Source organism: Sphingomonas sp. TF3 (assembly GCF_003985085.1).
Lineage (GTDB): Bacteria > Pseudomonadota > Alphaproteobacteria > Sphingomonadales > Sphingomonadaceae > Sphingomonas.
In genome coordinates this window covers 15,314-39,204 of sequence record NZ_RWKS01000027.1, presented here as the reverse complement: position 1 = coordinate 39,204, position 23,891 = coordinate 15,314, and the positions used below count along the sequence as shown (strand labels likewise).

Annotated in this window: 27 protein-coding genes; 14 read left to right on the top strand and 13 right to left on the bottom strand. The window is 63.4% G+C overall.

Annotation, left to right across the window (positions count from 1 at the left end):
* The 4 genes from EJC47_RS18200 to ribA form a co-directional block, all read left to right on the top strand.
* Positions 1–670: DNA translocase FtsK (locus tag EJC47_RS18200; RefSeq protein ID WP_260591657.1), on the top strand; the 670-nt coding region annotated here is incomplete at its 5' end.
* A gap of 62 nt (positions 671–732) precedes the next feature.
* Complete coding sequence (locus tag EJC47_RS18195; RefSeq protein ID WP_126849194.1) at positions 733–1,344, top strand: LolA family protein; 612 nt, start codon at positions 733–735, stop codon at positions 1,342–1,344.
* 211 nt (positions 1,345–1,555) lie between these two features.
* Positions 1,556–2,350 carry an exodeoxyribonuclease III gene (locus tag EJC47_RS18190; protein ID WP_033967575.1) on the top strand — a complete coding sequence of 265 codons (795 nt, stop codon included), beginning with the start codon at positions 1,556–1,558 and terminating at the stop codon, positions 2,348–2,350.
* Positions 2,347–3,408: a GTP cyclohydrolase II gene (ribA, locus tag EJC47_RS18185; RefSeq protein WP_126849193.1), complete on the top strand. Its 1,062-nt coding sequence runs from the start codon at positions 2,347–2,349 to the stop codon at positions 3,406–3,408. Before EJC47_RS18190 ends, ribA begins: the two co-directional genes overlap by 4 nt.
* On the opposite strand, the gene EJC47_RS18180 is transcribed toward ribA, so the two are convergent.
* Both EJC47_RS18180 and EJC47_RS18175 read right to left on the bottom strand, forming a co-directional pair.
* Positions 3,405–4,067: an HAD family hydrolase gene (locus EJC47_RS18180; protein WP_126849192.1), complete on the bottom strand. Its 663-nt coding sequence runs from the start codon at positions 4,065–4,067 to the stop codon at positions 3,405–3,407. The two genes, ribA and EJC47_RS18180, sit on opposite strands and share 4 nt — an antisense overlap.
* On the bottom strand, positions 4,064–4,744 hold the full coding sequence (locus EJC47_RS18175; protein ID WP_126849191.1) for a YggS family pyridoxal phosphate-dependent enzyme: 681 nt from the start codon (positions 4,742–4,744) through the stop codon (positions 4,064–4,066). The genes EJC47_RS18180 and EJC47_RS18175 overlap by 4 nt, the downstream gene beginning before the upstream one ends.
* A gap of 22 nt (positions 4,745–4,766) precedes the next feature.
* Here EJC47_RS18175 and EJC47_RS18170 point away from each other — a divergent pair, with 22 nt between their 5' ends.
* Positions 4,767–5,282, top strand: a complete 516-nt coding sequence (locus tag EJC47_RS18170) for a thiamine phosphate synthase (protein ID WP_260591656.1) — start codon at positions 4,767–4,769, stop codon at positions 5,280–5,282.
* Here the strand turns inward: EJC47_RS18170 and EJC47_RS21520 are convergent.
* A complete protein-coding gene (locus EJC47_RS21520; RefSeq protein WP_310065918.1) occupies positions 5,279–5,704 on the bottom strand; it encodes a porin in 426 nt (141 codons plus the stop codon). The two genes, EJC47_RS18170 and EJC47_RS21520, sit on opposite strands and share 4 nt — an antisense overlap.
* A 531-nt stretch (positions 5,705–6,235) precedes the next feature.
* On the opposite strand from EJC47_RS21520, the gene EJC47_RS18160 reads away from it, so the two are divergent.
* The 4 genes from EJC47_RS18160 to holA are packed head-to-tail and all read left to right on the top strand — an operon-like array spanning position 6,236 to position 10,792.
* Positions 6,236–6,685: a DUF3576 domain-containing protein gene (locus tag EJC47_RS18160; protein ID WP_010405938.1), complete on the top strand. Its 450-nt coding sequence runs from the start codon at positions 6,236–6,238 to the stop codon at positions 6,683–6,685.
* A 13-nt stretch (positions 6,686–6,698) separates the two neighbouring features.
* Entirely contained in the window at positions 6,699–9,254 is a 2,556-nt protein-coding gene (gene leuS / locus EJC47_RS18155; RefSeq protein ID WP_126849190.1) for a leucine--tRNA ligase, read from the top strand.
* Positions 9,251–9,748 (top strand): LPS assembly lipoprotein LptE, encoded by a 498-nt coding sequence (gene lptE, locus EJC47_RS18150; RefSeq protein WP_033967511.1) that lies wholly within the window; start codon positions 9,251–9,253, stop codon positions 9,746–9,748. The genes leuS and lptE overlap by 4 nt, the downstream gene beginning before the upstream one ends.
* A 21-nt stretch (positions 9,749–9,769) precedes the next feature.
* Positions 9,770–10,792, top strand: a complete 1,023-nt coding sequence (gene holA, locus EJC47_RS18145) for a DNA polymerase III subunit delta (protein WP_126849189.1) — start codon at positions 9,770–9,772, stop codon at positions 10,790–10,792.
* A gap of 7 nt (positions 10,793–10,799) precedes the next feature.
* Here holA and EJC47_RS18140 read toward each other — a convergent pair whose 3' ends face one another.
* From EJC47_RS18140 to EJC47_RS18115, 6 genes are all read right to left on the bottom strand, one after another.
* Positions 10,800–11,711, bottom strand: a complete 912-nt coding sequence (locus EJC47_RS18140) for a ParB/RepB/Spo0J family partition protein (protein ID WP_033967507.1) — start codon at positions 11,709–11,711, stop codon at positions 10,800–10,802.
* Positions 11,708–12,499: a ParA family protein gene (locus EJC47_RS18135; RefSeq protein ID WP_033967503.1), complete on the bottom strand. Its 792-nt coding sequence runs from the start codon at positions 12,497–12,499 to the stop codon at positions 11,708–11,710. Before EJC47_RS18135 ends, EJC47_RS18140 begins: the two co-directional genes overlap by 4 nt.
* A complete protein-coding gene (gene rsmG / locus EJC47_RS18130; RefSeq protein WP_126849188.1) occupies positions 12,496–13,113 on the bottom strand; it encodes a 16S rRNA (guanine(527)-N(7))-methyltransferase RsmG in 618 nt (205 codons plus the stop codon). Before rsmG ends, EJC47_RS18135 begins: the two co-directional genes overlap by 4 nt.
* The gene (gene mnmG, locus EJC47_RS18125; RefSeq protein ID WP_033967502.1) at positions 13,110–14,954 is read right to left on the bottom strand and encodes a tRNA uridine-5-carboxymethylaminomethyl(34) synthesis enzyme MnmG; all 1,845 of its coding nucleotides are present in this window, start codon (positions 14,952–14,954) and stop codon (positions 13,110–13,112) included. Before mnmG ends, rsmG begins: the two co-directional genes overlap by 4 nt.
* Before the next feature lie 70 nt (positions 14,955–15,024).
* A complete protein-coding gene (mnmE, locus tag EJC47_RS18120) occupies positions 15,025–16,308 on the bottom strand; it encodes a tRNA uridine-5-carboxymethylaminomethyl(34) synthesis GTPase MnmE (protein WP_185867719.1) in 1,284 nt (427 codons plus the stop codon).
* 13 nt (positions 16,309–16,321) lie between these two features.
* Positions 16,322–16,546, bottom strand: coding sequence for a DUF6489 family protein (locus EJC47_RS18115; RefSeq protein ID WP_033967574.1), 225 nt, complete (start codon positions 16,544–16,546; stop codon positions 16,322–16,324).
* A 48-nt stretch (positions 16,547–16,594) separates the two neighbouring features.
* Here EJC47_RS18115 and EJC47_RS18110 point away from each other — a divergent pair, with 48 nt between their 5' ends.
* A complete protein-coding gene (locus tag EJC47_RS18110) occupies positions 16,595–17,077 on the top strand; it encodes a methylated-DNA--[protein]-cysteine S-methyltransferase (RefSeq protein ID WP_033967501.1) in 483 nt (160 codons plus the stop codon).
* Here the strand turns inward: EJC47_RS18110 and EJC47_RS18105 are convergent.
* The 4 genes from EJC47_RS18105 to hemE all read right to left on the bottom strand — a co-directional run bounded on the left by EJC47_RS18105 (position 17,074) and on the right by hemE (position 20,752).
* Positions 17,074–17,703, bottom strand: a complete 630-nt coding sequence (locus EJC47_RS18105) for a YjbE family putative metal transport protein (RefSeq protein ID WP_033967500.1) — start codon at positions 17,701–17,703, stop codon at positions 17,074–17,076. The genes EJC47_RS18110 and EJC47_RS18105 overlap by 4 nt on opposite strands.
* A gap of 109 nt (positions 17,704–17,812) precedes the next feature.
* A complete protein-coding gene (gene rho / locus EJC47_RS18100) occupies positions 17,813–19,069 on the bottom strand; it encodes a transcription termination factor Rho (protein WP_010405952.1) in 1,257 nt (418 codons plus the stop codon).
* 196 nt (positions 19,070–19,265) lie between these two features.
* Entirely contained in the window at positions 19,266–19,733 is a 468-nt protein-coding gene (locus EJC47_RS18095; RefSeq protein ID WP_171010587.1) for a CopD family protein, read from the bottom strand.
* Positions 19,730–20,752 carry a uroporphyrinogen decarboxylase gene (gene hemE / locus EJC47_RS18090; RefSeq protein ID WP_126849186.1) on the bottom strand — a complete coding sequence of 341 codons (1,023 nt, stop codon included), beginning with the start codon at positions 20,750–20,752 and terminating at the stop codon, positions 19,730–19,732. Before hemE ends, EJC47_RS18095 begins: the two co-directional genes overlap by 4 nt.
* 314 nt (positions 20,753–21,066) lie before the next feature.
* On the opposite strand from hemE, the gene EJC47_RS18085 reads away from it, so the two are divergent.
* The 4 genes from EJC47_RS18085 to coaE are packed head-to-tail and all read left to right on the top strand — an operon-like array spanning position 21,067 to position 23,889.
* Positions 21,067–21,894: a pyruvate, water dikinase regulatory protein gene (locus tag EJC47_RS18085; RefSeq protein ID WP_033967499.1), complete on the top strand. Its 828-nt coding sequence runs from the start codon at positions 21,067–21,069 to the stop codon at positions 21,892–21,894.
* On the top strand, positions 21,891–22,487 hold the full coding sequence (locus tag EJC47_RS18080; RefSeq protein ID WP_126849185.1) for a Maf family protein: 597 nt from the start codon (positions 21,891–21,893) through the stop codon (positions 22,485–22,487). Before EJC47_RS18085 ends, EJC47_RS18080 begins: the two co-directional genes overlap by 4 nt.
* The gene (locus tag EJC47_RS18075) at positions 22,484–23,296 is read left to right on the top strand and encodes a shikimate dehydrogenase family protein (RefSeq protein ID WP_126849184.1); all 813 of its coding nucleotides are present in this window, start codon (positions 22,484–22,486) and stop codon (positions 23,294–23,296) included. Before EJC47_RS18080 ends, EJC47_RS18075 begins: the two co-directional genes overlap by 4 nt.
* Positions 23,293–23,889, top strand: a complete 597-nt coding sequence (gene coaE, locus EJC47_RS18070) for a dephospho-CoA kinase (protein WP_033967498.1) — start codon at positions 23,293–23,295, stop codon at positions 23,887–23,889. The genes EJC47_RS18075 and coaE overlap by 4 nt, the downstream gene beginning before the upstream one ends.
* Positions 23,890–23,891: the final 2 nt, after the last annotated feature.

The following is a 23,891-nucleotide window of genomic DNA, read 5'->3' as shown; positions in this document are numbered from 1 at the left end:
TCAGGTGCTGCCGCAGATCGTGGTGATCGTCGACGAACTGGCCGACCTGATGATGACCGCGGGCAAAGAGGTCGAATTCCTGATCCAGCGGCTGGCGCAAAAGGCGCGCGCGGCCGGCATTCACCTCATCATGGCAACGCAGCGCCCGTCGGTCGACGTCATCACCGGTGTGATCAAGGCGAATCTGCCGACGCGAATCAGCTTCCACGTCACCTCCAAAATCGATTCGCGCACCATCCTGGGCGAGCAGGGGGCCGAACAGCTGCTCGGCAAGGGCGACATGCTGTATATGCCCGGCGGAAAAGGCATCGTGCGCGTGCACGGGCCCTTCGTATCCGATGACGAAGTGCGCGCGGTAGCCGATCACTGGCGCGCGCAAGGGCGGCCCGACTACAACACGGCGGTGACCGAAGAGCCGGAGGACGGCTTCGCGCTCGACGGCGCGCCGATCGGCGAAGATTCGGCCGAGGACCAGCAATATCGCGCGGCGGTGCAGTTGGTGGTGGAGAGCCAAAAAGCCTCGACCTCGTGGCTGCAACGCCAGTTACGCGTTGGCTATAACAGCGCCGCGCGGCTGATCGAGCGGATGGAGAAGGACAATATCGTCGGTCGCCCCGATCATGTCGGCCGCCGCGAAGTGCTGCGCGACCGCGACGGTCATCCCGTCTAAGGCTGCGGTTCAGAGCGGGTTCAAGCCGGTGGCGCTGTATAGCGGCCGATCAGGAGATATGTGTGTTCAACCAGTTTAAACCTGCTTTCGCTTTGCTCGCAGTCCCCGCGCTGGTGGCGGCCGCCCCGGTCGGCGACCTGGCACAAGTGCAAAATCATCTACGCGCAGTCGAAAGCATGACGGCGACCTTCACCCAGACGGACCGATCGGGGAAGGTGCTGACTGGCGTGCTGACGCTGAAGAAGCCCGGCAAGATCCGCTTTCAATATGAAAAAGGCGTGCCGATCCTGATCGTCAGTGACGGAAAATCCTTGTGGTTCCTCGATTATTCGGTCGCCCAAAAGCAACGCTGGCCGATCGCCGGTTCCCCGCTTGGCATCCTGCTCGATCCCTCGCGCGATATGAGCAAGATCGCTTCCGTGGTCACGACGGACAATCCCAATGTGATCGCCGTGGACGCAGCCGACCCCAAGCATCCGGAATATGGCCGGATCAGCCTGGTGTTCGCGCGCAATCCGACTGCGCCGGGCGGATTGATGTTGCAGGGCTGGGTCGCGCTCGATTCGCAGAACAATCGTACGACCATCCGGCTGTCGAACCAGCGGTTCAACGCGCCCGTCGCCGACAATGCCTTTCAGTGGCGCGATCCTGTGCGCCCGACCGGGAAAAAATAGTTTCATTCATATTGGCGACAGGTTGCCGCGCATAAAGACGGTTTCGCGGATGAGGACGTTCGGGATTTCCCCCTGTTACCCGAACCTTCGCTTCCCGCCTGCGTGACGAACGCTAGGTCGGCCCTCGCTCCATGCCCCCGGAGCGAGGGCCTTTCCATGTCCGGGGCGGCCACCGCTGGCGTGGCAGGCATGGCCTCGCTAGAGCAGGATGATGACCGCTTTGCTCAAGATCGCATCCTGGAACATCAACTCGGTACGGTTCCGCATCGAGATTGTTGAGAAATTCCTGCGCGAATCCGCGCCCGATATCCTGTGCCTGCAGGAAACCAAGGTGATCGACCAGGACTTCCCGACCGCTTCGTTCCGCGCGCTCGGCTATCGTCATATCGTGCTGCATGGGCAGCGGATGCACCACGGCGTCGCCATTCTGTCCAAGGTGCCGCTGGTCGAGGATGACCGGTTTGACTGGCAAGCCAACCGCGAGGCGCGTCATGTCGGGGTACGGCTCGAATCGGGCATGCGGATCGAGAATGTCTATGTCCCGGCCGGCGGCGACGTGCCCGATCGCGAAGTGAACCCCAAATTCGGCCAAAAGCTCGATTTTCTGGAGCGGATGACACTTTGGTCCGAATCGCTTGCCGTGCCGACGCTGCTGGTTGGGGATCTCAACATCGCGCCACTGGAATCCGACGTGTGGAGCCACAAGCAATTGCTGAACGTCGTCAGCCATACACCGATCGAGGTCGCCGCGCTTGACCGGCTCAAGGCGTCCAACAGCTGGGTCGATCTCGGGCGGCATTTTTTCCCGGCACCTGCGCGCCTTCATACCTGGTGGAGCTATCGTTCGGCCGATTGGACGGTCAACGATCGCGGTCGGCGGCTGGACCATATGTGGGCGACGGCAGATGTTGCCGCGACCGCGCGGCGTCACCATGTCTTCGAAGAATGCCGTAGCTGGCTGAAACCTTCCGACCACGTCCCCATCATGACCGAGTTCGACGTTTGAGCGATCCCCACAAGACAGCGCTTGCCATTGATGCCTTACGCCGTGGCTGGCCGATAGCCCTTGCCGGGGCCGACGGCACCCTGGCGCTGCTGCCGATCGAAACCGCCGACCCTGCGCGGCTCGCCGCGTTCGACCCGGGCGGGGTGGCGAGCATCTTGCTCTCCGCCGGACGCGCAGCCACCCTGACGCTCGCCAATCAGCGCGACGCCGCCGCACCCGATGCGCCCGTCGTGATCGAGCGCGCGCCATGGCTCGATTTCGCGACCGCGACCGCGCTGGCAGATCCGCAATTTGACCTTCAGGTGCCGATGAAGGGCCCGTTCCGCGCCCTATGCCTGGCCGAACGCGATGCCGGCGCGGCGGCGCTGCGCCTCGCACGGATCGCGGGGATGCTACCGGCTTTCTTCGCATTGCCGGGCGAATCGGCGGCGTTGGTGATCACGCCGGACGATGTCGATGCCCATGAGAATGCCGCACGCCTGACGATCGCGACACGCGCGCATCTGCCGGTGGCGGGCGCGGAAGACGCCGAGATCGTCGCATTTCGCACCCCCGAAATGCCCGGCGAGCATATCGCGCTGCTGATCGGCAAGCCCGATGGTCGCCCCCCGCTGGTGCGGCTGCACAGCGAATGCCTGACCGGCGATATGCTCGGCAGCCTGAAATGCGATTGCGGACCGCAACTCCATGCCGCGATCGATGCGGTCGCGGCGAGTGGCTGGGGCATGATCCTGTATCTGCGCCAGGAAGGGCGCGGCATCGGCCTGATCAACAAATTGCGGGCTTATGCGCTGCAGGATCAGGGGTTCGATACCGTCGATGCCAATACGCGGCTGGGCTTTGCCGTCGATTCACGCAATTTCGCAGTGGCGGCGCGGATGCTCGACTTGCTGGGCCAACGATCGGTTCGACTGCTGACCAACAACCCGCAAAAGGTCGCGCAGCTCGAAGCTGCAGGGATCTCTGTGGTTGAGCGCGTGCCGCACATCCTGCCCGCAAACCCGCATAACGAGCGTTATCTCGCGACCAAGCGCGACCGCACCGGCCACCAGTTTTAGGCGACCAAAGCGGCGATCTGATCGAAGTCTTCGGCCACCGCATCGACACCGATCGAGCGCAACTTGGCGGCATGATCGGGGCCGCAATGGGTGGCACCGACGAAACCGATGACGTGCGCACCCGACGCAACCGCGCCGGTTGCTCCTACGGGCGAATCCTCGACGATCACCGCACGCGCGATGTCGATGCCAAGCGCCTTGGCGGCGTGGAGATAGATATCCGGCGCAGGCTTTCCGCGGGTGACATGCTCCTTGCCCGAAAAGATCCGCTCGCCGAACACCTCGCGCAGACCGATATGCTCGAGGTGGCGTGCGATCCAGGCGGTCGTACTCGACGAGGCGATCGCCTTGGGCAAATCGGCGGGCAGGCTCAGCACGAACTTGACCGCGCCCTCGACCGCATCGACGCCGTCGCGCATCGCGCGTTGATCCTCGATGCTGCGCGCTGCGTGGAAGTCCTCCGGCAGCGACCGGCCGATCCAGTTTTCGATCGCGCCGATGAAGGATGCGCCCGACAATCCCATGAAATTGGCGAAGGAATCCTCGGGCGTCGTCGGATGGCCGATGCTCGTCAGATAGGCCGCAATCTGGCGATTGCCGACCGCTTCGCTTTCGATCAGGACGCCGTCGAAATCGAAGATGATGCCGTCGAACTTCATGCACGCGCTCCAAACAAGGCGCTGCCGATGCGGACATGTGTCGCCCCCAGCATCACCGCCGTCTCATAATCCCCCGACATGCCCATGCTGAGCCCAGCGAGGCCGTGGTCTCGCGCCAGCTTGGCAAGCAACGCGAAGTAGGGCGCAGCCTCGGTCCCTGCCGGCGGCACCGCCATCAGGCCAGCGATCGGAAAATCCGCCGCACGAGCCGCGTCGAGCAGGGCAGGGAGATCGCCGATCGGGCAGCCCCCCTTTTGCGCTTCGTCGCCGATATTGACCTGGAGGAAGCACGCTGGGCGGCGACCCTGCCGCTCCATCGCGCGGGCGAGCGCGGCGATGAGGGAAGGGCGGTCGACCGAATGGATCGTGTCGAACAGCGCGACTGCATCCTCGGCCTTGTTCGATTGCAATTGCCCGACCAGATGCAGCGTAATATCCGGGAACGACTCGCGTAGCGCGGGCCATTTGTCCTGCGCTTCCTGTACGCGATTTTCGCCAAAAACGCGCTGTCCCGCCGCCAGCAAAGGCGCGATTTCGGCGGCGGATTTGGTCTTCGAAATCGCGATCAGCGTCACGCCCTCGGGCTTACGGTCGGCAAGCGCGGCGGCGCGGGCGATCGTCGCCTGGACACTGGCTAGCGCGGAAGCGGGTGTGGTGGTGGGGTCGTCGTTGGCCATTGGCGGCGCTATAGGCGGCGACATGGCTGTTCGTCACCCCATAAGCGCTCGCGCACTCCCCACACTGTGGCTGATGACCGACGAACGGATGGGCGAGGGCTTATGGGCGGCGCTGGCGGCGCTGCCCCGCGGGAGCGGGGTTGTCTTTCGCCACTTCGCGACACCGGAGGCAGCGCGGATCGCCACGTTCAACCGCATCGCAAAACTCGCACGGCGACGCGGCCTGGTGTTGGTGAAGCCTGGAGGGGATCGGCAGCCGGTCCGGCTGGGTGCTGCCCATTCGGTGCGGGAAGGAATGGCGGCGCGGCGCGCCGGAGCCGATGCTGTTCTGGTGTCGCCCGTCTATCCGACGCGAACCCATCCGGGAGCCCGCGCCCTGGGGCCAGTACGCGCGGCGCAGATTGCGCGCGCTGTCGGCCTTCCCGCAATTGCGCTTGGCGGCGTTACGGCACACCGATTCCGTCTTCTGAAAAGACTCGGTTTCGCGGGTTGGGCGGCCATTGACGGGCTGACCCCCCGCAGTGCCGCCACCGATTAGAAGCGGAAGGCGGTTCCGATATACACCGCCTGGCTGTCGCGGCGGCCGGTATCGGTGTTCGGCTGGGTGATCAAACGCTCGCGCTCGTCTTTATAGCGCACGCCTGCCGTCACATCGAGGCGACGCGTCAGCGAATAGGAACCGCCGACGTCGATCGAGTAAGCCGGTGCGTCTTCGATCAGCTTGGGCGCGCCCGCGAGCGGACGATCGGCACCCGCCTTCACGCGACCGGTGAAGCGATTGCCCGTGTAGCTGACCCCGACTTCGGCTGCTTCGCGACCACCCGGCAGCCCCGCCAAATCGACCTTGGACACATCGCCCGACAGTGCAAAGCGCTTCCACCCGACCGCGACGCCGAGATTATAAGCGATCGGCGTAAGGTTGACCGTCGCAGCGGGAACAGGCGCGCTGCGATCGACCACCGTGGTTCCACGCGCCGACCGCGCACGAATTGCGATCGTTACCGCATGCGAGCCGTCTCGTCGGCCATCCGATGGTGTGAAACGAAAACCGCTCGTATCGAGACCGCCGCGCGCGAACAAAGCCGCGAGCCTCGGATCCGCTGAAGCCGGCGTGAAAGAGCCGATTCCCCGCACCGCAAGTGCGTTGCGCTTGGGCGCAGGTCGCGTGCCAGGCATGTCGCTAGCGCCAACTGCCGGAGCCACAGCGATGCCGAGGGCGACTAGCGCTCCCGCAGCAATCCCGGACATCCAACGAGCAGAAAACACGCAAAGCCCCTTATCAGCACCTTATTGGTACCGTCATGTGTCATTGCGCCTATCACGATTCAATTCCGCACCGCCACTATCTTGACTCATTTTCTCAAGACAGTGTCTCGAAGGACACACACGGCGCACGCACCCGGAGGCGCTGGATGTGTCGCTTGCGGCATGCGCGAGACATTCTATAGATACCGACGTCCCCCAACACCCAGTTTTGTTCAGGAACCGCCGATGACCCGCCGCCCACGCACCGCGATCGTGGTTTCGTTCGCTCTTGCCGCCTCTTTGTCGCTGGGGGCCTGCGCCCATAAGCGTGCCCGGCCGCAAAGCGCCGATCTCGCCGCTTCGAAAGTGACCACGATCGGCGTCAACGCCTATCTGTGGCGTGCCAGCCTCGACACGCTGAGCTTCATGCCGCTGCTGCAGACCGATTCCAACGGTGGGGTGATCGTGACCGATTGGTATATCAACCCGGCAGCCCCCGCCGAGCGGATCAAGGTTACGGTAACGATCCTCGACCAGGACCTTCGCGCCGATGGCCTTCGCGTCGCCGCGCTGCGCCAGGTCAATCAAGGTGGCCAGTGGGTCGCGGCCCCGGTCGAAGCCTCCACGGTGCAGAAGCTGGAAGATATCATCCTGACCAAAGCGCGTGACCTGCGCCGCGCTGCCGTAGCCCAGTAGGATCCCCGTTCTCATGGCGTCACGCTTCAACGCGCTGAAAGCGGACGCGGCATGGCAGAAGGTGTGGGACGACGCCCGCACCTTCGCCGCACGCGACGATTCGCCCAAGCCGCGCTCCTATGTTCTTGAAATGTTTCCGTATCCTTCGGGGCGGATCCATATGGGCCACGTCCGCAACTATACGATGGGCGACGTGCTGGCGCGCTACCGCCGGATGACGGGGATGGAAGTGCTCCACCCGATGGGGTGGGACGCCTTCGGCATGCCGGCCGAGAATGCCGCGATGGAAAAGGGCGTTCACCCGGGCGGCTGGACCCGCGACAATATCGCCACGATGAAGGCACAGCTCAAACGGCTTGGCTTCGCGCTCGACTGGACCCGCGAGCTGGCGACCTGCGAGCCGGACTATTACGGCCACGAACAAGCGCTGTTCCTCGACCTGTTCGCGCACGGGCTGGTCTATCGCAAGGAAAGCTCGGTCAACTGGGATCCGGTCGACATGACCGTGCTCGCCAACGAGCAAGTGATTGACGGGCGCGGCTGGCGATCCGGCGCGTTGGTCGAGCGGCGCAAGCTGTCGCAATGGTTCCTGAAGATCACCGATTTTGCCGACGAGCTGCTCGAGGGCCTGGGATCGCTCGAGCATTGGCCCGACAAGGTCAAGCTGATGCAGGAAAACTGGATCGGCCGCAGCCAGGGGCTGCAATTCCGTTTTGCACTGTCCGATGGCGGTGCGGTCGAGGTCTTCACCACACGCCCCGACACGATTTTCGGGGCAAGCTTCGTCGCGGTCGCCGCCGACCATCCGATTGCGCAAGTGCTGGCCGAGCGGAATCCGGCAGCCGCCGACTTCATCGCCTTGTGCAAACGCGGCGGCACGACTGCGGCGGAGCTCGAAACGCAGGAAAAGCTCGGCTTCGATACCGGGCTGACCGCAGCGCACCCGTTCGACCCGACGATCCAACTGCCCGTCTACATCGCCAATTTCGTGTTGATGGACTATGGGACGGGGGCCGTGTTCGGCGTTCCCGCGCACGATCAGCGCGACATGGACTTCGCGCGGAAATACCATTTGCCGGTCCGCCGCGTCGTGTCCGATGGCGAGGAAACCGATCCGGTCTTCGTCGGCGACAGCGCGTATACCGGGCCCGGCACGCTGGTAAATTCGCACTTTCTTGATGGCATGGACATTGAGGATGCCAAACGCGCGGTGATCCAGCGCGCCGAAGGAGAGGGCTGGGGGACCGGCTCGACCGTGTTCCGCCTGCGCGACTGGGGTGTCAGCCGCCAGCGCTATTGGGGCACACCGATCCCGATCATTCACTGCGATGCCTGTGGCGCGGTGCCGGTGCCCAAGGATCAGTTGCCGGTGATCCTGCCCGAAGACGTGACATTCGACATTCCCGGCAATCCGCTCGATCGCCACCCGACATGGAAGCACGTGGCTTGCCCATCGTGCGGCGCGGTCGCACGGCGCGAAACCGACACGCTCGACACCTTCGTCGATTCGTCCTGGTATTTCATCCGCTTCGCCAGTCAGCCCAAGGATAAGCCGTTCGATCGCGCCGTCGCCGAGCGATGGCTGCCCGTCGCGCAATATATTGGCGGCGTTGAGCATGCGATCCTGCATCTGCTCTATGCCCGCTTCTGGACGCGCGCGCTGCGCCATATCGGCATGCTCGACATTGCCGAGCCCTTTGCCGGGCTGTTCACCCAGGGCATGGTGACGCACGAAACCTATAGCCGCCAGATCACCGAGCTCGGCAGCGACGGCGTGGATTCGATCACCAAGTCGCGCTGGCTTTCGCTGGACGAGATCGAGAAGCACGGCGACGGCTATATCGAGCGCCTGACCGGCGAAACCGTAACGGTCGGCCGCGTCGAGAAGATGTCGAAGTCGAAGAAGAACACCGTCGACCCGACCGGCATCGTCGATCAATATGGGGCGGACGCCACGCGCTGGTTCATGCTGTCGGATTCGCCGCCAGAGCGGGATTTGCCGTGGAGCGAATCCGGGATCGAAGGATCGTGGCGCTTTATCCAGCGGCTGTGGCGGCTGTTCGACGGCGAGCGCAGCGGGCTCGAGACCGGTACCGACAATATCGCGCTCGAGCGCAAGCTGCATCAGACGATCGCGGGCATTGCCATCGATATCGAAGCGCTCGCGTTCAACAAGGCCGTCGCCAAACTGTATGAGCTGGTCAATGCGATCGAACGCGCCGAAGCGTCGGCGTCGCGCGATACCGCGATCGATACGCTCATGCGCCTGATCGCGCCAATGGCCCCGCATCTGGCCGAGGAAGCATGGTCCGCCGCGGGTAAGCCCGGCCTCATCGCCGACGCCCCCTGGCCGACCGTAGACGCCGCGCTATTGATCGAAGACGAAGTCACGGTCGCGGTACAAATCAATGGTAAGCTGCGAGATACGCTCGTGCTGGCCAAGGGCTTGGCACGCGAAGAGATTGAGGCAGCAGCGCTGTCTTCGGAAAAGATCGTCCGCATCCTTGACGGCAAACCGCCGCGAAAGGTGATCGTCGTGCCAGACCGCCTTGTGAACATCGTCGCATGAGGCTTGCCCTCGCCCTTGTAACCGCCGGTTTCGCTCTGTCGGGATGTGGGTTGCACCCGCTCTATTCGGGTGGAAGCTCCGGCACGGTTGCGATCACGCTGGCACAGGTCGATGTCGCGCCGATCGAGGGCAAAGCTGGATGGCTCATGGCCAACGCCTTGCGCGATCGTCTGCACTCGGCCGCTACCCCGCACTATCGGCTCGAGGTCAAACTGGACGACAAGATCGTTGGGCTTGGCGTTCGCCGCGACGACAGCATTTCGCGCGAACGCCGCACCTTGCGCGCGCGCTATCAACTTATCGATCTAAGCAATGGTGCGGTGCTGCTGGATGCGGCCTCCGGCTCGGATGCCGGAATCGACGTGGTCAATTCCGAATATGCCACGATCGCGGCGGAGAACACCGCGCTGGAGCGGCTTTCCGGCATCGTTGCGGATCAAATCATCGCGCGCGTCGCCACCTATGTGCAGCGAACCTCGCCTGAAAAGCCCTGATCCGATGGATAGGGCCCGCATATGAAGGCCAATCTCAACCAATTGACTCGCGCCATCGATGCGGTGGCGGCCAATCCCGATATCCGCCTGTACCTGCTGCACGGCCCTGACGAAGCCGGAGCACGCGACGTGGCGGCCCGCCTTGGTCGGATCATGGGCCCCGATGCCGAGCGGGTGGATCTTGAACCGGGGATGCTAAAGACCAATCCCGGTCGACTGGCCGACGAAGCCGCGTCCATGTCCCTTTTCGGAACCGCGCGGTACATCCGCGTCGCTGGGGCAGGGGAAGACTGCGTTGAGGCATGCACCCTGTTGCTGTCCGCCGAACGGGCGGGCAATCCCGTCGTCATGATCGCCCCCACAGTGAAGGGGTCGTCCGCCCTGGTGAAACTTGCGACCGCCAGTCCACGCGCGATGGCCTGCGTCTTTTATGTCCCGGAGGCGGGGGAGGCCGACAAGATTGCCGCTAGCATTGCGCGCGAGCAGGGGCTGCGGACGACGGGCGGAACCGCCGCCCGCATTGCGCTCGCGGCCGGGGGGGACCGCGCAGTGATGACGCGCGAGCTTGAGAAAATCGCTCTATATCTGGATGCCGCACCGGAACGCCCTCGCGAAATCGACGATGCTACACTCGATGCGATCGGTGCCGATCTAGGGGATTCAGAAATTTCGCGCGCCATCGACGCCGCGATCGATGGGGGGCCGGATCGCCTGGCGGACGAACTCGGCCGCTTGAGGGTTGCCGGGGTTTCGCCGATTCCGCTCCTCCGCCAATTGGCACGACGCCTGATGACACTTGCCGAGCTGCGCGCCGAGATCGACGACGGGGCGAGCGTCAACGCCGTCATCGAGCGCGTATTCTTTCGCGAACGCGCCACCACCGCGCGCGCGCTGCACATCTGGTCTGCACCGAAGATCAGCGAAGCGATCGATCGAGTCCGCCGCGCCGAACGCGCGACGATGGCGACGGCAAATGCAGGTGCGGTCCTAGCCGATTCGGCGATGGTCGCCGTCGCAAGGATGGCTGCGCGCCAGCGCGGGTAAGCGGGCGTTAAATCCGCTCGCCCGTGAGCCGCTGGCACACCATATCGAGCTGATCGAGCGTCGAGTAGGACAGCACCAGCGTGCCGCCTTTCGCGCCATAGGTCACGCGTACCGAGAGGCCGAGCAGATCGGCAAGCTGATGCTCCAGCGCTGCAAGATCCGGATCGCGTCCACCGCTTTCGGTGCTCTGGCTTCGCGGTGCAGGCTTCGCCGCCCGTGCCAATCGCTCGGTGTCGCGTACCGACAGACCGCGCGCGACGACCTGATCGGCCAGTGCCTCGACATCGGCCGCCCCGATGAGGGCGCGGGCGTGGCCCATCGTCAGCGTACCGGTGACAACGCGTTCCTGGATCGGCGTCGGCAGTTCCAACAATCGCAGCAAATTGGCAATATGGCTACGCGACTTGTTGACCAGCTTGCCCAGCGCTTCCTGGGTGTGACCAAAGTCTTCGATCAGCCGATGATAAGCCTCGGCCTCCTCGATCGCGTTGAGGTCCTGCCGCTGAATATTTTCGACCAGCGCAACTTCGAGCGTCTCGGTATCGTCGAATGCCCGAACGATCACGGGCACTTCGTGCAACCGCGCCCGCTGCGCCGCGCGCCAGCGGCGCTCACCCGCGACAATCTGGTATCCCGTCCCGTGCGGTCGCACGACGATGGGCTGCAGCACCCCGCGTTGCGCAATCGACTGCGCCAATTCCTCAAGCGCAGCTTCATCGAAATGCCGGCGCGGCTGGCCCGGATGCGGCGTCAATGACCCCACCGGAAGCGAACGGATACCGGGCGATGTTTCCTTATTCCCGCCAACCGGCTCCTCGCGGGCCAGATCGCCCATCAATGCGTTGAGACCGCGGCCAAGGCCGGAGCGCGGCTTCGGGCGAGCCTGCGGAGCGTTCTGCGGCACGGTCGAGTCTGTCATGCGGCCCTTGCAGGTTGGGGTTCGATATTGGGCAGTCGTGCAATCAATTCACGGGCAAGCGCGATATAGGCTTCCGAACCGGGGCAGCGATAATCGTAAATCAAGGCTGGCAAGCCGTGGCTCGGAGCTTCCGACAAGCGAACGTTGCGCGGGATAACGGTTTCAAACACCACCCCGCCGAGCACCGCACGAACATCGTTGGAGACTTGATCGGTCAACCGATTGCGCCGGTCATGCATGGTCAGCGCTACCCCCATGATCGACAGGCCAGGATTGAACCGCTCGCGAATACGCTCCACTGTGCTCAGCAACTGGCTGAGCCCCTCAAGGGCGAAAAACTCACACTGCAGCGGGACCAGGAGCGAATTGGCGGCTACCATCGCGTTAAGCGTCAGCAACCCAAGCGATGGCGGGCAATCGATCAGGACGACGTCCCAACGGTGATCGGAACGGGCGAGCGCGCGGGAGAGACGATGCGTCCGCTCCTCATATTCGACAAGTTCGATTTCCGCGCCAGACAGATCGACCGTGGCGGGGACGATATCGAGCTTGGGGACAATCGTCGGTAGCGCTGCCGCTTCGATTGTCGTTTCCCCCAGCAAGATATCGTAAGTGGAATGGTGGCGGTCGGCGCGCGCGATGCCAAGGCCGGTCGAAGCATTTCCCTGAGGATCGAGGTCGAGCAACAGCACGCGCAATCCGGTCGCCGCCAGTGCGGTACCGAGATTGATAGCGGTGGTGGTCTTGCCCACGCCGCCCTTTTGGTTCGCTACGGCAATGACGTTCATCGGCGTGACACCTCTGATGCGAGAACGATCAACGAATCCGGATCGGTAAGACTATGTTCCACGTGAAACACACCATGCCATTCCCGTTCGGCGGTGGCCACCTCCTCGCGAGCGGACCGGCCCTTGGGCAAGATCCACCGCGTATCGGGGGTCGAACAATCCCTCGCCCACCCGAACAACTCGGTCAAGGGCCCAACTGCGCGGGCCGAAATTATCCCCGCAGTCTGGCGCATATTTTCGATTCGGCCGCACACGACATGCGTTCGATCGCCAATTCCGAGCGTCGCGGCAGTCTCTGCGAGGAAGGCCGCGCGCCGTTTTCGTGGCTCTACCAGCCACACCTCCCGCTCCGTTAAAGCGGCAACCACCAACCCGGGAAAACCCGCTCCGCTGCCGATATCGATCCATCGATTGTCCTTCTCGTCGCCCGCAAAGCCGATCAGCTGCGCGGAATCGACGATGTGACGGCTCCAAATCGCATCAATCGTAGACGGTGCGATCAGATTTTGCTGCCGCGTTTCCCCCAGCACGATTGCCGCAAATGCGGCCATCGCGGCAACGCCGCCCAGTCCAAAGCGCTCCTCAATCCACGCTTTTGCCTCGTCCTCGGTCATGCGGCCTTCCTGCGAAGGTGCAGCAGGATCGCCGTCAAAGCGGCGGGCGTTATTCCGCGGATACGGCTTGCGGAGCCCAATGTCTCGGGCTGCGCAAGCGCCAGGCGCTCGATCATCTCCGTCGAGAGACCCGGGATCGCAGCGAAATCAACCGAAGCAGGGATTGCAATCTCATCCTGCGCGCGCAGGCTGGCGATCTCGGTTTCCTGGCGCAACAGGTAAGGGGCATAGCGCGCATCCTCGGCGATCTCGGCCAACAGGGCAGCCTCCACGCTGCCCATCAGCTCGGGAATCAGCATCCCAATTTCCACGCCGGCCACCCGGAGCCATTGCTCTCCCGTGCGCGCCTGTGGATCGGGAGCCAAAGGCGCGCCTCCCGCAACCCAAACATCCTGCGTCACAGATTGCGCGAGCCGGGTTTCGACCGCCACGCGCTGCTCCGCGCGCCGCTCGAGACGGCCCAGGCGTTCCGGCCCGAGGCACCCAATGCGCGCCGCAAGCGGGCCAAGGCGGGTCTCGGCATTGTCGGCGCGCAGCCGCAAACGGTATTCCGCGCGTGCAGTGAGCATACGATACGGCTCCGTGATGCCCTGGAGCACCAAGTCATCGATCATCACCCCTAAATAGCTCGATCCCCGGTCGAGTATGATCGGGGCAGCGCCCAGCGCATGTGCCGCTGCATTGAGGCCCGCGATCAGGCCCTGTCCGGCCGCCTCCTCATACCCCGTCGTACCGTTGATCTGGCCGCAGCAGAACAGACCTGCCATCGCACGCACTTCCAGCGTCGCCGACAAGGCGCGGGGATCGATATGATCATATTCGACGGCATAGCCCGGCGCGACAATGCGCGCATGCTCAAGCCCCGGGATCGAGGCGATCATCGCTGCCTGAATATCAACCGGGAGCGACGTCGAAATCCCGTTGGGATATACGGTCGCGTCGTCCAGACCTTCCGGCTCCAGGAAGATTTGATGGCCGTCCCGGTCGCCGAAGCGGTGGATCTTGTCCTCGATCGACGGGCAGTAACGCGGCCCTTGACCAGCGATCGCGCCACCAAAGAGCGGCGAACGGTCCAGTCCGCTGCGGATGATCGCATGCGTTTCCTGGGTCGTTCGGGTTATCGCGCAATGCAATTGGGGCAGGGGACGGGACGGCGATAGCGGTGACATCGTCCATGGGTCTGCGTCGCTCGGCTGCTGCGCAAGGCGGGCCCAGTCGATCGTCCGCCCGTCCAGACGCGGGGGAGTTCCGGTCTTGAGCCTCGCCATTGGTAGACGCGCAGCCCGCAGTTGCTCAGCGAGTTCCGAGGCTGCAGCTTCGCCAACCCGGCCCCCTACGAAACGCTCCTCGCCGCGAAACATCCGGCCGCCGAGGAAAGTCCCGGTGGCGAGGACCACCGCGCGGGCCGTCAGGCTTTGGCCGCTTGCGAGCCGAACCCCCTTCACCACCCCGTCCGCGTCGCGTAGCAGGGCTGCGACTTCACCGCCGACGATATCCAAGCCATCCTGGGCGCGAAGCATCGCTTGGATCGCAGCCGCATAGCGCCGACGATCTGCCTGGACTCGGGGCCCCTGCACCGCAGCCCCTTTGCTGCGATTAAGCATGCGGTAATGGATCCCCGCAGCATCGGCAGCGCGACCAATCAGGCCATCGAAGGCGTCGACCTCACGGACGAGATGCCCTTTGCCAAGCCCGCCAATCGCGGGATTGCAGGACATCGCTCCGATCTTTACCGGATCAAAACTGATCAGGGCGACGCGCGCGCCGCACCGCGCAGCCGCAGCCGCAGCTTCGGTGCCGGCGTGTCCGCCACCAACGACGATCACATCGAATTCGCTCATACGCTGTCGCTAGGTCGTAGGCGTCGCGCTGTCAAAGGGGAGGGTGGTATGTTCCACGTGGAACGTCGCTTCATTTGCCGATGCAAAAGCGCGAAAAAATCGCATCCAGTACATTCTCTATTCCGCTTCGGCCGGCAACCGCGTCAAGCGCCTTAAGCGCTCCACGCACCTCTTCGGCGACAATCAAAAAATCGCTGCCGGTCGCGGCTTGGAGGTGTTCGAGACAGGCTGACAGCAGTCCCCGCTGTCGACGGTTTGTCGTTAGTACGTCCTCTTGCGGCAACAAAGCACGAGCTCTTTGCGCGATGACTTCCCAAAGCCCATCAAGACCCTCGCCTGTTTTGGCCGACAGGGCGAGAACGCGATCCGAGGGGAGGGCGTCGCGTCCCGGAAGATCGGCGCGCGCGTGAACCCGCAGATGGGCTGGATCGCTTGGGGCGTCGTCGCCCAGCCACACAACGATATCCGCGCTCGCGATCGCGTCGGCCGCGCGCTCGATCCCGATCCGTTCGATCTCATCTCCCGGAAAATCGGTAAGCCCCGCGGTATCGGTGAGCAGATAGGCGATACCACCGCGCTCCACCGGCACTTCGATCCGGTCGCGTGTGGTTCCTGATATCGCTGAGACAATCGCAACCTCGCGCCCTGCCAGCGCATTCAACAATGTGGACTTCCCACTATTGGGCGGCCCTGCGAGCACAAGGCGAACGCCGTCGTACAAGCGCTCCACCGGGGGGGCGGAGAGCAAGCGCGCGATCTCCGCCGCCGTAACTGCGATGGCGGCCACGATCTCGTCGCTGTTTTCGGACGTCACATCGTCCTCGTCGGAAAAGTCCAACTGCGCTTCGATCCTGGCCGCGATGTCGATCAGGCGGTCGGTCCAATGGTCGACCTGCGCTCGCAATCCGCCTTCGGCAACGCGCAAGGCCGCGCGCCGCTGTGTCTCGGTTTGCGCGGACAGTAAGTCCCCCAAACCCTCTGCTTCCGTCAGATCGATGACCCCATTCTCAAGCGCGCGGCGGGTAAATTCGCCAGCTTCGGCATGGCGGGCACCAGGCTGTGCGGCGAGGCACGCTTCCACCGCGAGCACCACTGCGCGGCCCCCATGGACCTGAAACTCTACGAGATCTTCGCCGGTCGCAGTGCGTGGGCCGGGGAACACAAGGACGAGCGCTCGGTCAAGCACACTCCCGTCGCGCGGGTCATGCAACGCGCGCAACGCGGCACGGCGCGGCACGGGTAAATCGCCGACCAATCCCCTCGCGATCGTAAAGGCGCTCGGTCCACTCAGGCGAACAATGGCAATCGCGGCGGGCGGTGCGCCGCTCGATGTGGCGAAAATCGTCTCGCGCATGGTCACCGCTGGACTACTTGGTCGTGCTCTCGAACATTTTGCGCCACATCCCCATGCCGGCATCGCTCATCGGCATCCAGCTCCGCACCATATTATCGAGGAGGTCGGGGGCCACCACACCGTCCATGGTATCGGTGAGCATCGCGACATATTTCTCGTGGACGGGGGCAAGGTCGGGCAGGCCCATGAAGCGCCGCGCTTCTTCCGGGGTGCAATCGACTTCGACATTGATCTTCATCGCGCTTCTCCGCTTGAGCGGGCCTGCGCCGCGCTGCATACTCTGGCCATGTATGCGCGCGATATGGCCCGGATCGCAACGCCTGTCGGTGTTGTCACGATTTATGGCGACGATGCCGCGATCGCCTCGATCCAAATCGACGCCGTTGCGGGCCCTCCAATATCGGGCGCTTCACTGCCGGTACGTGCCGCCGCCGATCAAATCCAGGCATGGTTCGCAGGCGAGCGCACCAACTTCGATCTGCCGCTCACCGCCGCTCGAACCATCCGGGGGCAAGTGTTACGCGATGCGATGGTGGCGATCGGCTATGGCGAAGTGCTGAGCTATGGCGCGCTCGCTGCCACGATCGGATCAAGCGCGCGCGCAATCGGGCAAGCCTGCGCACGCAATCCTTTTCCGATCATCGTGCCATGCCACCGCGTCAGCAATGCCGACGGTTCGCTTGGGGCTTATTCGGCGGGAGAGGGGCCGGCGACCAAGCGCTGGTTGCTCGATTTCGAACGGCGCGACCGCCGCGATCGCCTGCTCTAGAAAAGCAGGCGCAGCACGCCGATTTCGTGATCGACGATGCCATCATAAATCATGCGGCCGGCAACGAAGAGAATCACGGCCAAGCCGATATAGGCGATCCAAGGATGCCGCCCGATAAGGCGCGCGATGAAGTTCGCGGCAACCGCCATCAGCGTGACCGACAAAGCGAGCCCGAAAAATAGCACCGCTGGATGTTCGCGGGCCGCACCCGCCACGGCCAGAACATTGTCGAGGCTGAGCGATAAATTGGTAATGGCCACCTGGATGGCCGCCTGTGCGAACGTTTTAGGCTGTTTCGCCGTGGCATGACCACCGCTCGTCGCGTCCGCCGCGCCACCGATCTCGCGATAGAGTTTCCACGATACCCACAGCAGCAATATACCTCCGGCCAGCAGCAAGCCGACGACATGCAAGAGTTGCGTCGCGATCAGCGCGAAGCCGATCAGGCATACCATTGCCATCATCACGCCGAGCGCAAGAACCTGCTTGCGCTGTTTGGAGGGTAGCCCGGCGGCGAGCGTACCGAGCACCATGGCATTGTCGCCGGAGAAGATCAGATCGATCAGGATTACCTGACCGAGCGTCGCCAGCCCGGCCGTCGTGAATACGTCTGCGATGTTGAACATGGGCAGGCCTTAACAAGAGGCATGGCAAACCCCCACGCCGTCTGCCGCTTAGCCCGTCGGTCGAGGCGATGCGAGTCCGTCGGCACCCCGCCGACGGACCCAGCCCCGATTACTGGTTCATGCTGTCGAAGAAATCTTCGTTGGTCTTCGAATTCTTCATCTTGTCGAGCAGGAATTCCATCGAATCGATCGTGCCCATCTGCATGAGGATGCGGCGCAGCACCCACATCTTGGAGAGCTTGCTCTGATCGACCAGCAGCTCTTCCTTGCGCGTGCCGGACTTGCCGACGTCGAGCGCCGGGAAGATGCGCTTGTCCGCAACCTTGCGGTCGAGCACGATTTCAGAGTTACCCGTGCCCTTGAATTCTTCGAAGATCACTTCGTCCATGCGGCTGCCGGTATCGATCAGCGCCGTCGCGATGATCGAAAGCGAGCCACCTTCCTCGATATTGCGCGCGGCACCGAAGAAGCGCTTCGGGCGCTGCAGCGCATTGGCGTCGACACCGCCGGTCAACACCTTGCCCGACGAGGGAACGACGGTGTTGTAGGCGCGGCCAAGGCGGGTGATCGAGTCGAGCAGGATTACCACGTCCTTCTTGTGCTCGACCAGGCGCTTGGCCTTTTCGATCACCATTTCGGCAACTTGCACGTGGCGCGTGGCGGGTTCGTCGAAGGTCGAGCTGACCACCTCACCCTTGACCGAGCGCTGCATGTCGGTGACTTCCTCGGGGCGCTCGTCGATCAGCAGGACGATCAGGAACACCTCGGGGTGGTTGTCGGTGATCGCCTTGGCGATATTCTGCAGCATCACCGTCTTGCCGACGCGCGGCGGTGCCACGATCAGCGTGCGCTGGCCCTTGCCCTGCGGCGAAATGATGTCGATCACCCGCGCCGACTTGTCCTTGATCGTCGGGTCCGACGGATCGAGCGTCAGCTTCTCATCGGGGTAGAGCGGGGTAAGGTTGTCGAAATTGACGCGGTGGCGCACCGCCTCGGGATCGTCGAAATTGACCGCAGTCAGCTTGACCAGGGCGAAATAGCGCTCGCCATCCTTGGGCCCGCGGATCTCGCCTTCGACGGTGTCGCCGGTGCGCAGACCGAATTTGCGAACCTGGTTGGGCGAGATGTAAATGTCGTCGGGGCCGGCCAGATAATTCGCCTCGGGCGACCGCAGAAAGCCGAAACCGTCGGGCAGCACTTCGATCGTGCCCAACCCCATGATCTGCTCGCCCTCTTCGGCCTGGACCTTGAGGATCGCAAACATCAAATCCTGCTTGCGCAGCGTCGACGCGCTCTCAATGCCGAGTTCTTCGGCCATCGCGACCAGCTCGGCCGGCTTTTTGTTTTTCAGGTCTTTGAGATGCATTGCGGGCGTCCGGGCATAAAGGATGCTGGGGAAAGAGCTTCGGTCGGCGAAGGGTACGCGACGATGCTTGAGGAAGGAGGCCGCGACCGAACGGGTGGACCCGCCGCCTCACGACACGACCTTGAGATACGGGGCCGCACTGCGCGCGTCAAGGCGCGACATGGCATCTCGAAAGGGGCATCTCGAAAGGGGTATCTCAGAAGGGCTGGACAATGACCAGGATAACGATGAAGGTCACCAGCACTGCGGGCACCTCGTTGATTAGGCGCAATTGCCGCCCCGTCAGCGTCGGCTTGCCTGCCGCGAGCTTGCGCGCATAGCCCACCGCCCAGCCATGATAACCGCTGAGGACCAGAACCAACGCCAGCTTCAAGTGCAGCCAGCCAAGCCCGTGTTGCCCGGAAAACAGACCCACATTGGCCGCCAGCGCCAGCCCCAGGATCCACACCATGATCATCGACGGGGTTAAGATGATGTTGCGGATCTTGCGCTCGCGCTCAACCCACAAAAGTGCTTCTGGCGAGCTACTGCCGCCACTGGTCAGTGCTTCCTGATGATAGACGAGATAGCGCGGTAGCATGAACATGCCCGCCATCCAGAACACCACGAAGATGACATGTGCCGCCTTGACCCAGAGATAGGCGTTGCCGAGCATTCCAATCATCCAACGCTCCGAACAAAAGCGAGCAACTGCTCGACATGGGCGATCGGAGTATCCTGCAGGATACCGTGCCCGAGGTTGAAGACATGGGGGCGCTCGGCAAAGGCCGCAAGGATGCGCCCGGCGGCCTGTTCCATCGCCTCGCCACCGGCAATCAGTACCAGCGGATCGAGGTTTCCCTGAACGGGCAAATCCTTGGGTAACGCGGCAGCGGCCCATGCCGGATCGATCGTTTCGTCGAGCCCGACCGCGTCGACCCCGGTTTCCCGAACATAAGCGGTAAGCTTTGCGCCGGCACCCTTTGGGAAACCGATAACGGGTACGCCTGGATGGCGTTCGTGCAGTGCCCCGACAATAGCGGCATTGGGGCCGATGACCCAGCGTTCGAACTGTGCGGGGCTGAGGCTGCCGGCCCAACTGTCGAATAGCTGCACCGCCTCAACGCCCGACTCGATCTGTTTCGAGAGGTAGTCCACCGTCACCGTGACGATCGCGGAGATGATCTCCTGGAACGCGGCAGGATCGGCATAAGCGAAGCGCCGCGTTTCCCCCTGGTCCCGGCTGCCATGGCCAGCAACCATATAGGTGGCGACGGTCCACGGGCTTCCCGCAAAGCCCAGGAAAGTGGTCTGGGACGGCAGTGAGGCCGCGACCTGGCGCACGGTCTCATAGACAGGTTCGAGCCGCTCAGGGGCCGCCTGAAGGCTTTGCAGGGCATGATCGACCAGCGCGGGTTTTAGTGCCGGGCCTTCGCCAACGCCAAAGCTCAAGTCCTGGCCCAAGGCAGACGGCACCATCAAAATGTCCGAAAACAAAATCGCGCCGTCAAAGCCGAACCTGCGGATCGGCTGGATCGTCACTTCCGCCGCTGCGGCGCTGTCGTTCACCAAGGCGAGGAAACCGCCTTTTTCCGCACGAAGCGCCCGATATTCAGGGAGATATCGGCCAGCTTGTCGCATCAGCCAGACCGGGGGAGTGGGCTGACGATCGCCCAGGAGCGTCGCGAGCAAAGGCTTCTTCAGCGTCGGAATGGTCGGACCCTCTTCTATAAGATTCTAGAATCTTGAAAGGATGAAGTGGTTGTAGGCGCGTCGATAGCGGGGCTTATGCCGTCATCCCCGAAAAGCCAACAGGCTGGCGTTTGGCCAATGCCGACTCTGACGTGAGTCGGCGTTTCTGTCCCCGTTATCCACAGCCTGTTGACGGAATCATTGGCTGTGCGCACGATTGTGGACAAGCTGCGGTTTATCCACCGTCGGCATGACGCTTTGCGGGATCGCGAAGTTGCGCTAGCGCTTCTCCCCATGTTGTCCACAGCATCGCCCAGCCGGCCTTTTTGATGCGCTTGCATCTCCATTTGCTGTCGGACTCGACGGGCGAAACGCTTGAGAACATCGCCAAAGCCGCGCTTGCGCAATATGACGATGTCGAAACGATCCGTCATTTCTGGCCGATGGTCCGCACCGAGGCGCATCTGGAGCGGATCCTTCAGGAAATCTCGCAGAATCCGGGGCTGGTGCTGTTCACGCTGGTGAACAGCGAGACGCGGCGCACGCTGGAAACGCGCTGTCGTGCGCTCGGCCTGCCAGCCGTAGCGCCGCTCGACGGCGTGACGGGGGCTCTTTCCGGGTTGCTCGGACAGGCGGCCAAGGCGCGTCCGGGGCGCCAGCACGTGCTCGATGCCGCGTATTTCGCGCGGGTCGATGCGATTCAATTCACCATCGCACATGATGACGGAATTCTGGCGGAAGATTGGGAAGAAGCCGACATCGTGCTGGCCGGTGTGTCGCGTTCTTCCAAAACGCCGACGTCGATCTATCTCGCCAATCGCGGTTTCAAGACCGCCAACATTCCGATCGTGCTGGAAAGTCCGCCGCCGGAAAGTCTGTATACGTTGAAAAATCCGATCGTGGTCGGGCTCACGACAAGCGCGGATCGGTTGATCCAGGTGCGGCGCAATCGTCTGCTGTCGCTCAACCAGAAGGTCGAGACCGCATATGTCGACCAGGAGGCCGTCACGCGCGAAGTCGCATTTGCGCGGCGGATGTTTGCTGACAATGGCTGGCCGGTGATCGACGTAACGCGACGTTCGATCGAGGAAACGGCAGCAGCGATCATCGCTTTGGTGGGTGAGCGGCGCGGTGATGTCCGGGGGGATATATGAGAGTCGTGCTGGCATCGCAAAGCGCCTCCCGCCGCGCGATGTTGACCGCGGCGGGCGTACCGTTCGAGCCGGTGTCCGCAGGCGTCGACGAGGAATCGGCCAAAGCCGCGCTGATCGCCGATGGTTTTGGCGCGCGCGACATGGCCGATGCGCTGGCTGAGCTGAAAGCGATCAAGGTATCATCGGGGGATGGTCAGGCGCTGGTGCTGGGCTGCGATTCGGTGGTTGCGCTCGAGGACGGCTCGATGCTCGACAAGCCGCGCGACCGTACCGAAGCGGCCGAGCATCTGCGGCGATTGTCGGGCAAGCGCCATGAACTGGTCAGTGCGGCCGTCATGGCCGAGGGCGGGCGTCCGGTGTGGCGTGTCGTCGATCGGGCGCGGATGCACGTCCGCCCCCTGTCTGACGCATTCATCGAGTCCTATCTCGACCTGGAATGGCCCGAGATATCGTGGTGCGTCGGGTGTTACCGGATCGAAGGGCCGGGCGCGCAATTGTTCAGCCGGATCGAGGGAAGCCAGTTTACCGTGCTCGGCCTACCGCTGTTGCCGGTTCTTGATTATCTGCGAGTGCGCGGGGTGATGACGTCATGATGTTTGCTGAGGTGATCGGGGATCCGATCGGCCATTCCAAATCGCCGCTGATCCACGGTTTCTGGATCGAAGCGCTGGGATTGGAAGCGCGATACGCGGCTCGCCACGTGACGGCGGAGGGGCTCGGGCGTTATTTTGCCGAGCGCGCGACGGATCCGAACTGGCGGGGATGCAACGTCACGATTCCCCATAAGCAAGCCGTGTTCGATCATGTCGCCGATCCGGGTGGGGTGCGGGCTTCCATCGGTGCCGTCAACACCGTGTTTCGCACAGAGGGCGGTACGCTCGCCTGCACCAATACCGATGCGGCTGGCTTTTATGCACCGATCGCGGAGCTTGATCTTGCAGGCGCGCCGGTGGTGGTGATCGGGGCCGGCGGCGCGGCGCGGGCGGTGTTGTTCGCGCTTTCGCGCCTGGGCGTCGGCCCGGTTACGATCCTCAATCGCAACGTGCTGAAGGCGGCGGCATTGCTGTCGTCCTTCGGGTTGAAAGGGAAAGCCTTGCCGCTCGACGCGACGCTGCCGCCGGCGGCGCTGCTGGTCAACGCAAGCGCGCTCGGCATGGTCGGCCAGCCCCCGCTCGATCTGGATCTGGATCCTTTGCCCGAAGAGGCGGTCGTCTATGATGTCGTATATGCCCCGCTCGAAACGCCGCTACTGGCGGCAGCGCGGGCGCGCGATTTGGGGACGGTCGATGGGCTGGACATGCTAATCGGCCAAGCGGGGTTGGCGTTCGAATTGTTTTTCGGCGCGACGCCACCGCGCGACGAAGCCAGTGATGACCGGTTACGGGCGCTTTTGACGTCATGATTGCTATCGGCCTGACCGGGTCGATCGGGATGGGCAAATCGACCGTGGCAGCGATGTTTGCCGAGGCGGGTATCCCGGTATTCGATGCTGACGCTGCGGTGCATCACCTGCAGGCCAAAGGCGGGCGGCTGGTCGACGCGATCGAAGCAGCCTTTCCCGGATCTACCGGCCCCGACGGCGTCGATCGAACGCGTCTTGGGGCGATGGTGCTGAACGATCCCGCCGCGTTCGCGCGACTCGAAGCGATCGTTCATCCAGCGGTGGGGGAAGAGCGCGCCGCGTTTCTCGTTCGCCATGCCGATGCGCCGATGGTGGTCTTCGACATCCCTTTATTGTTCGAAACCGGCGGCGAAACGCGGGTGGATACCGTGGTGGTGGTGTCGGCACCGGAGTCCATTCAGCGTGCGCGCGTGCTGGCTCGGCCCGGTATGTCCGTGGAAAAGCTCGATTCCATTCATGCCCGGCAAATGCCCGATGCCGAGAAGGTGGCACGGGCCGATTTTGTCGTGCCGACCGGCGGATCGCATGAAGATACGCGGCGTGCAGTCCATGCCATCATCGCTTGCTTAGCGGCCCGCGACGTCCCACTATAATA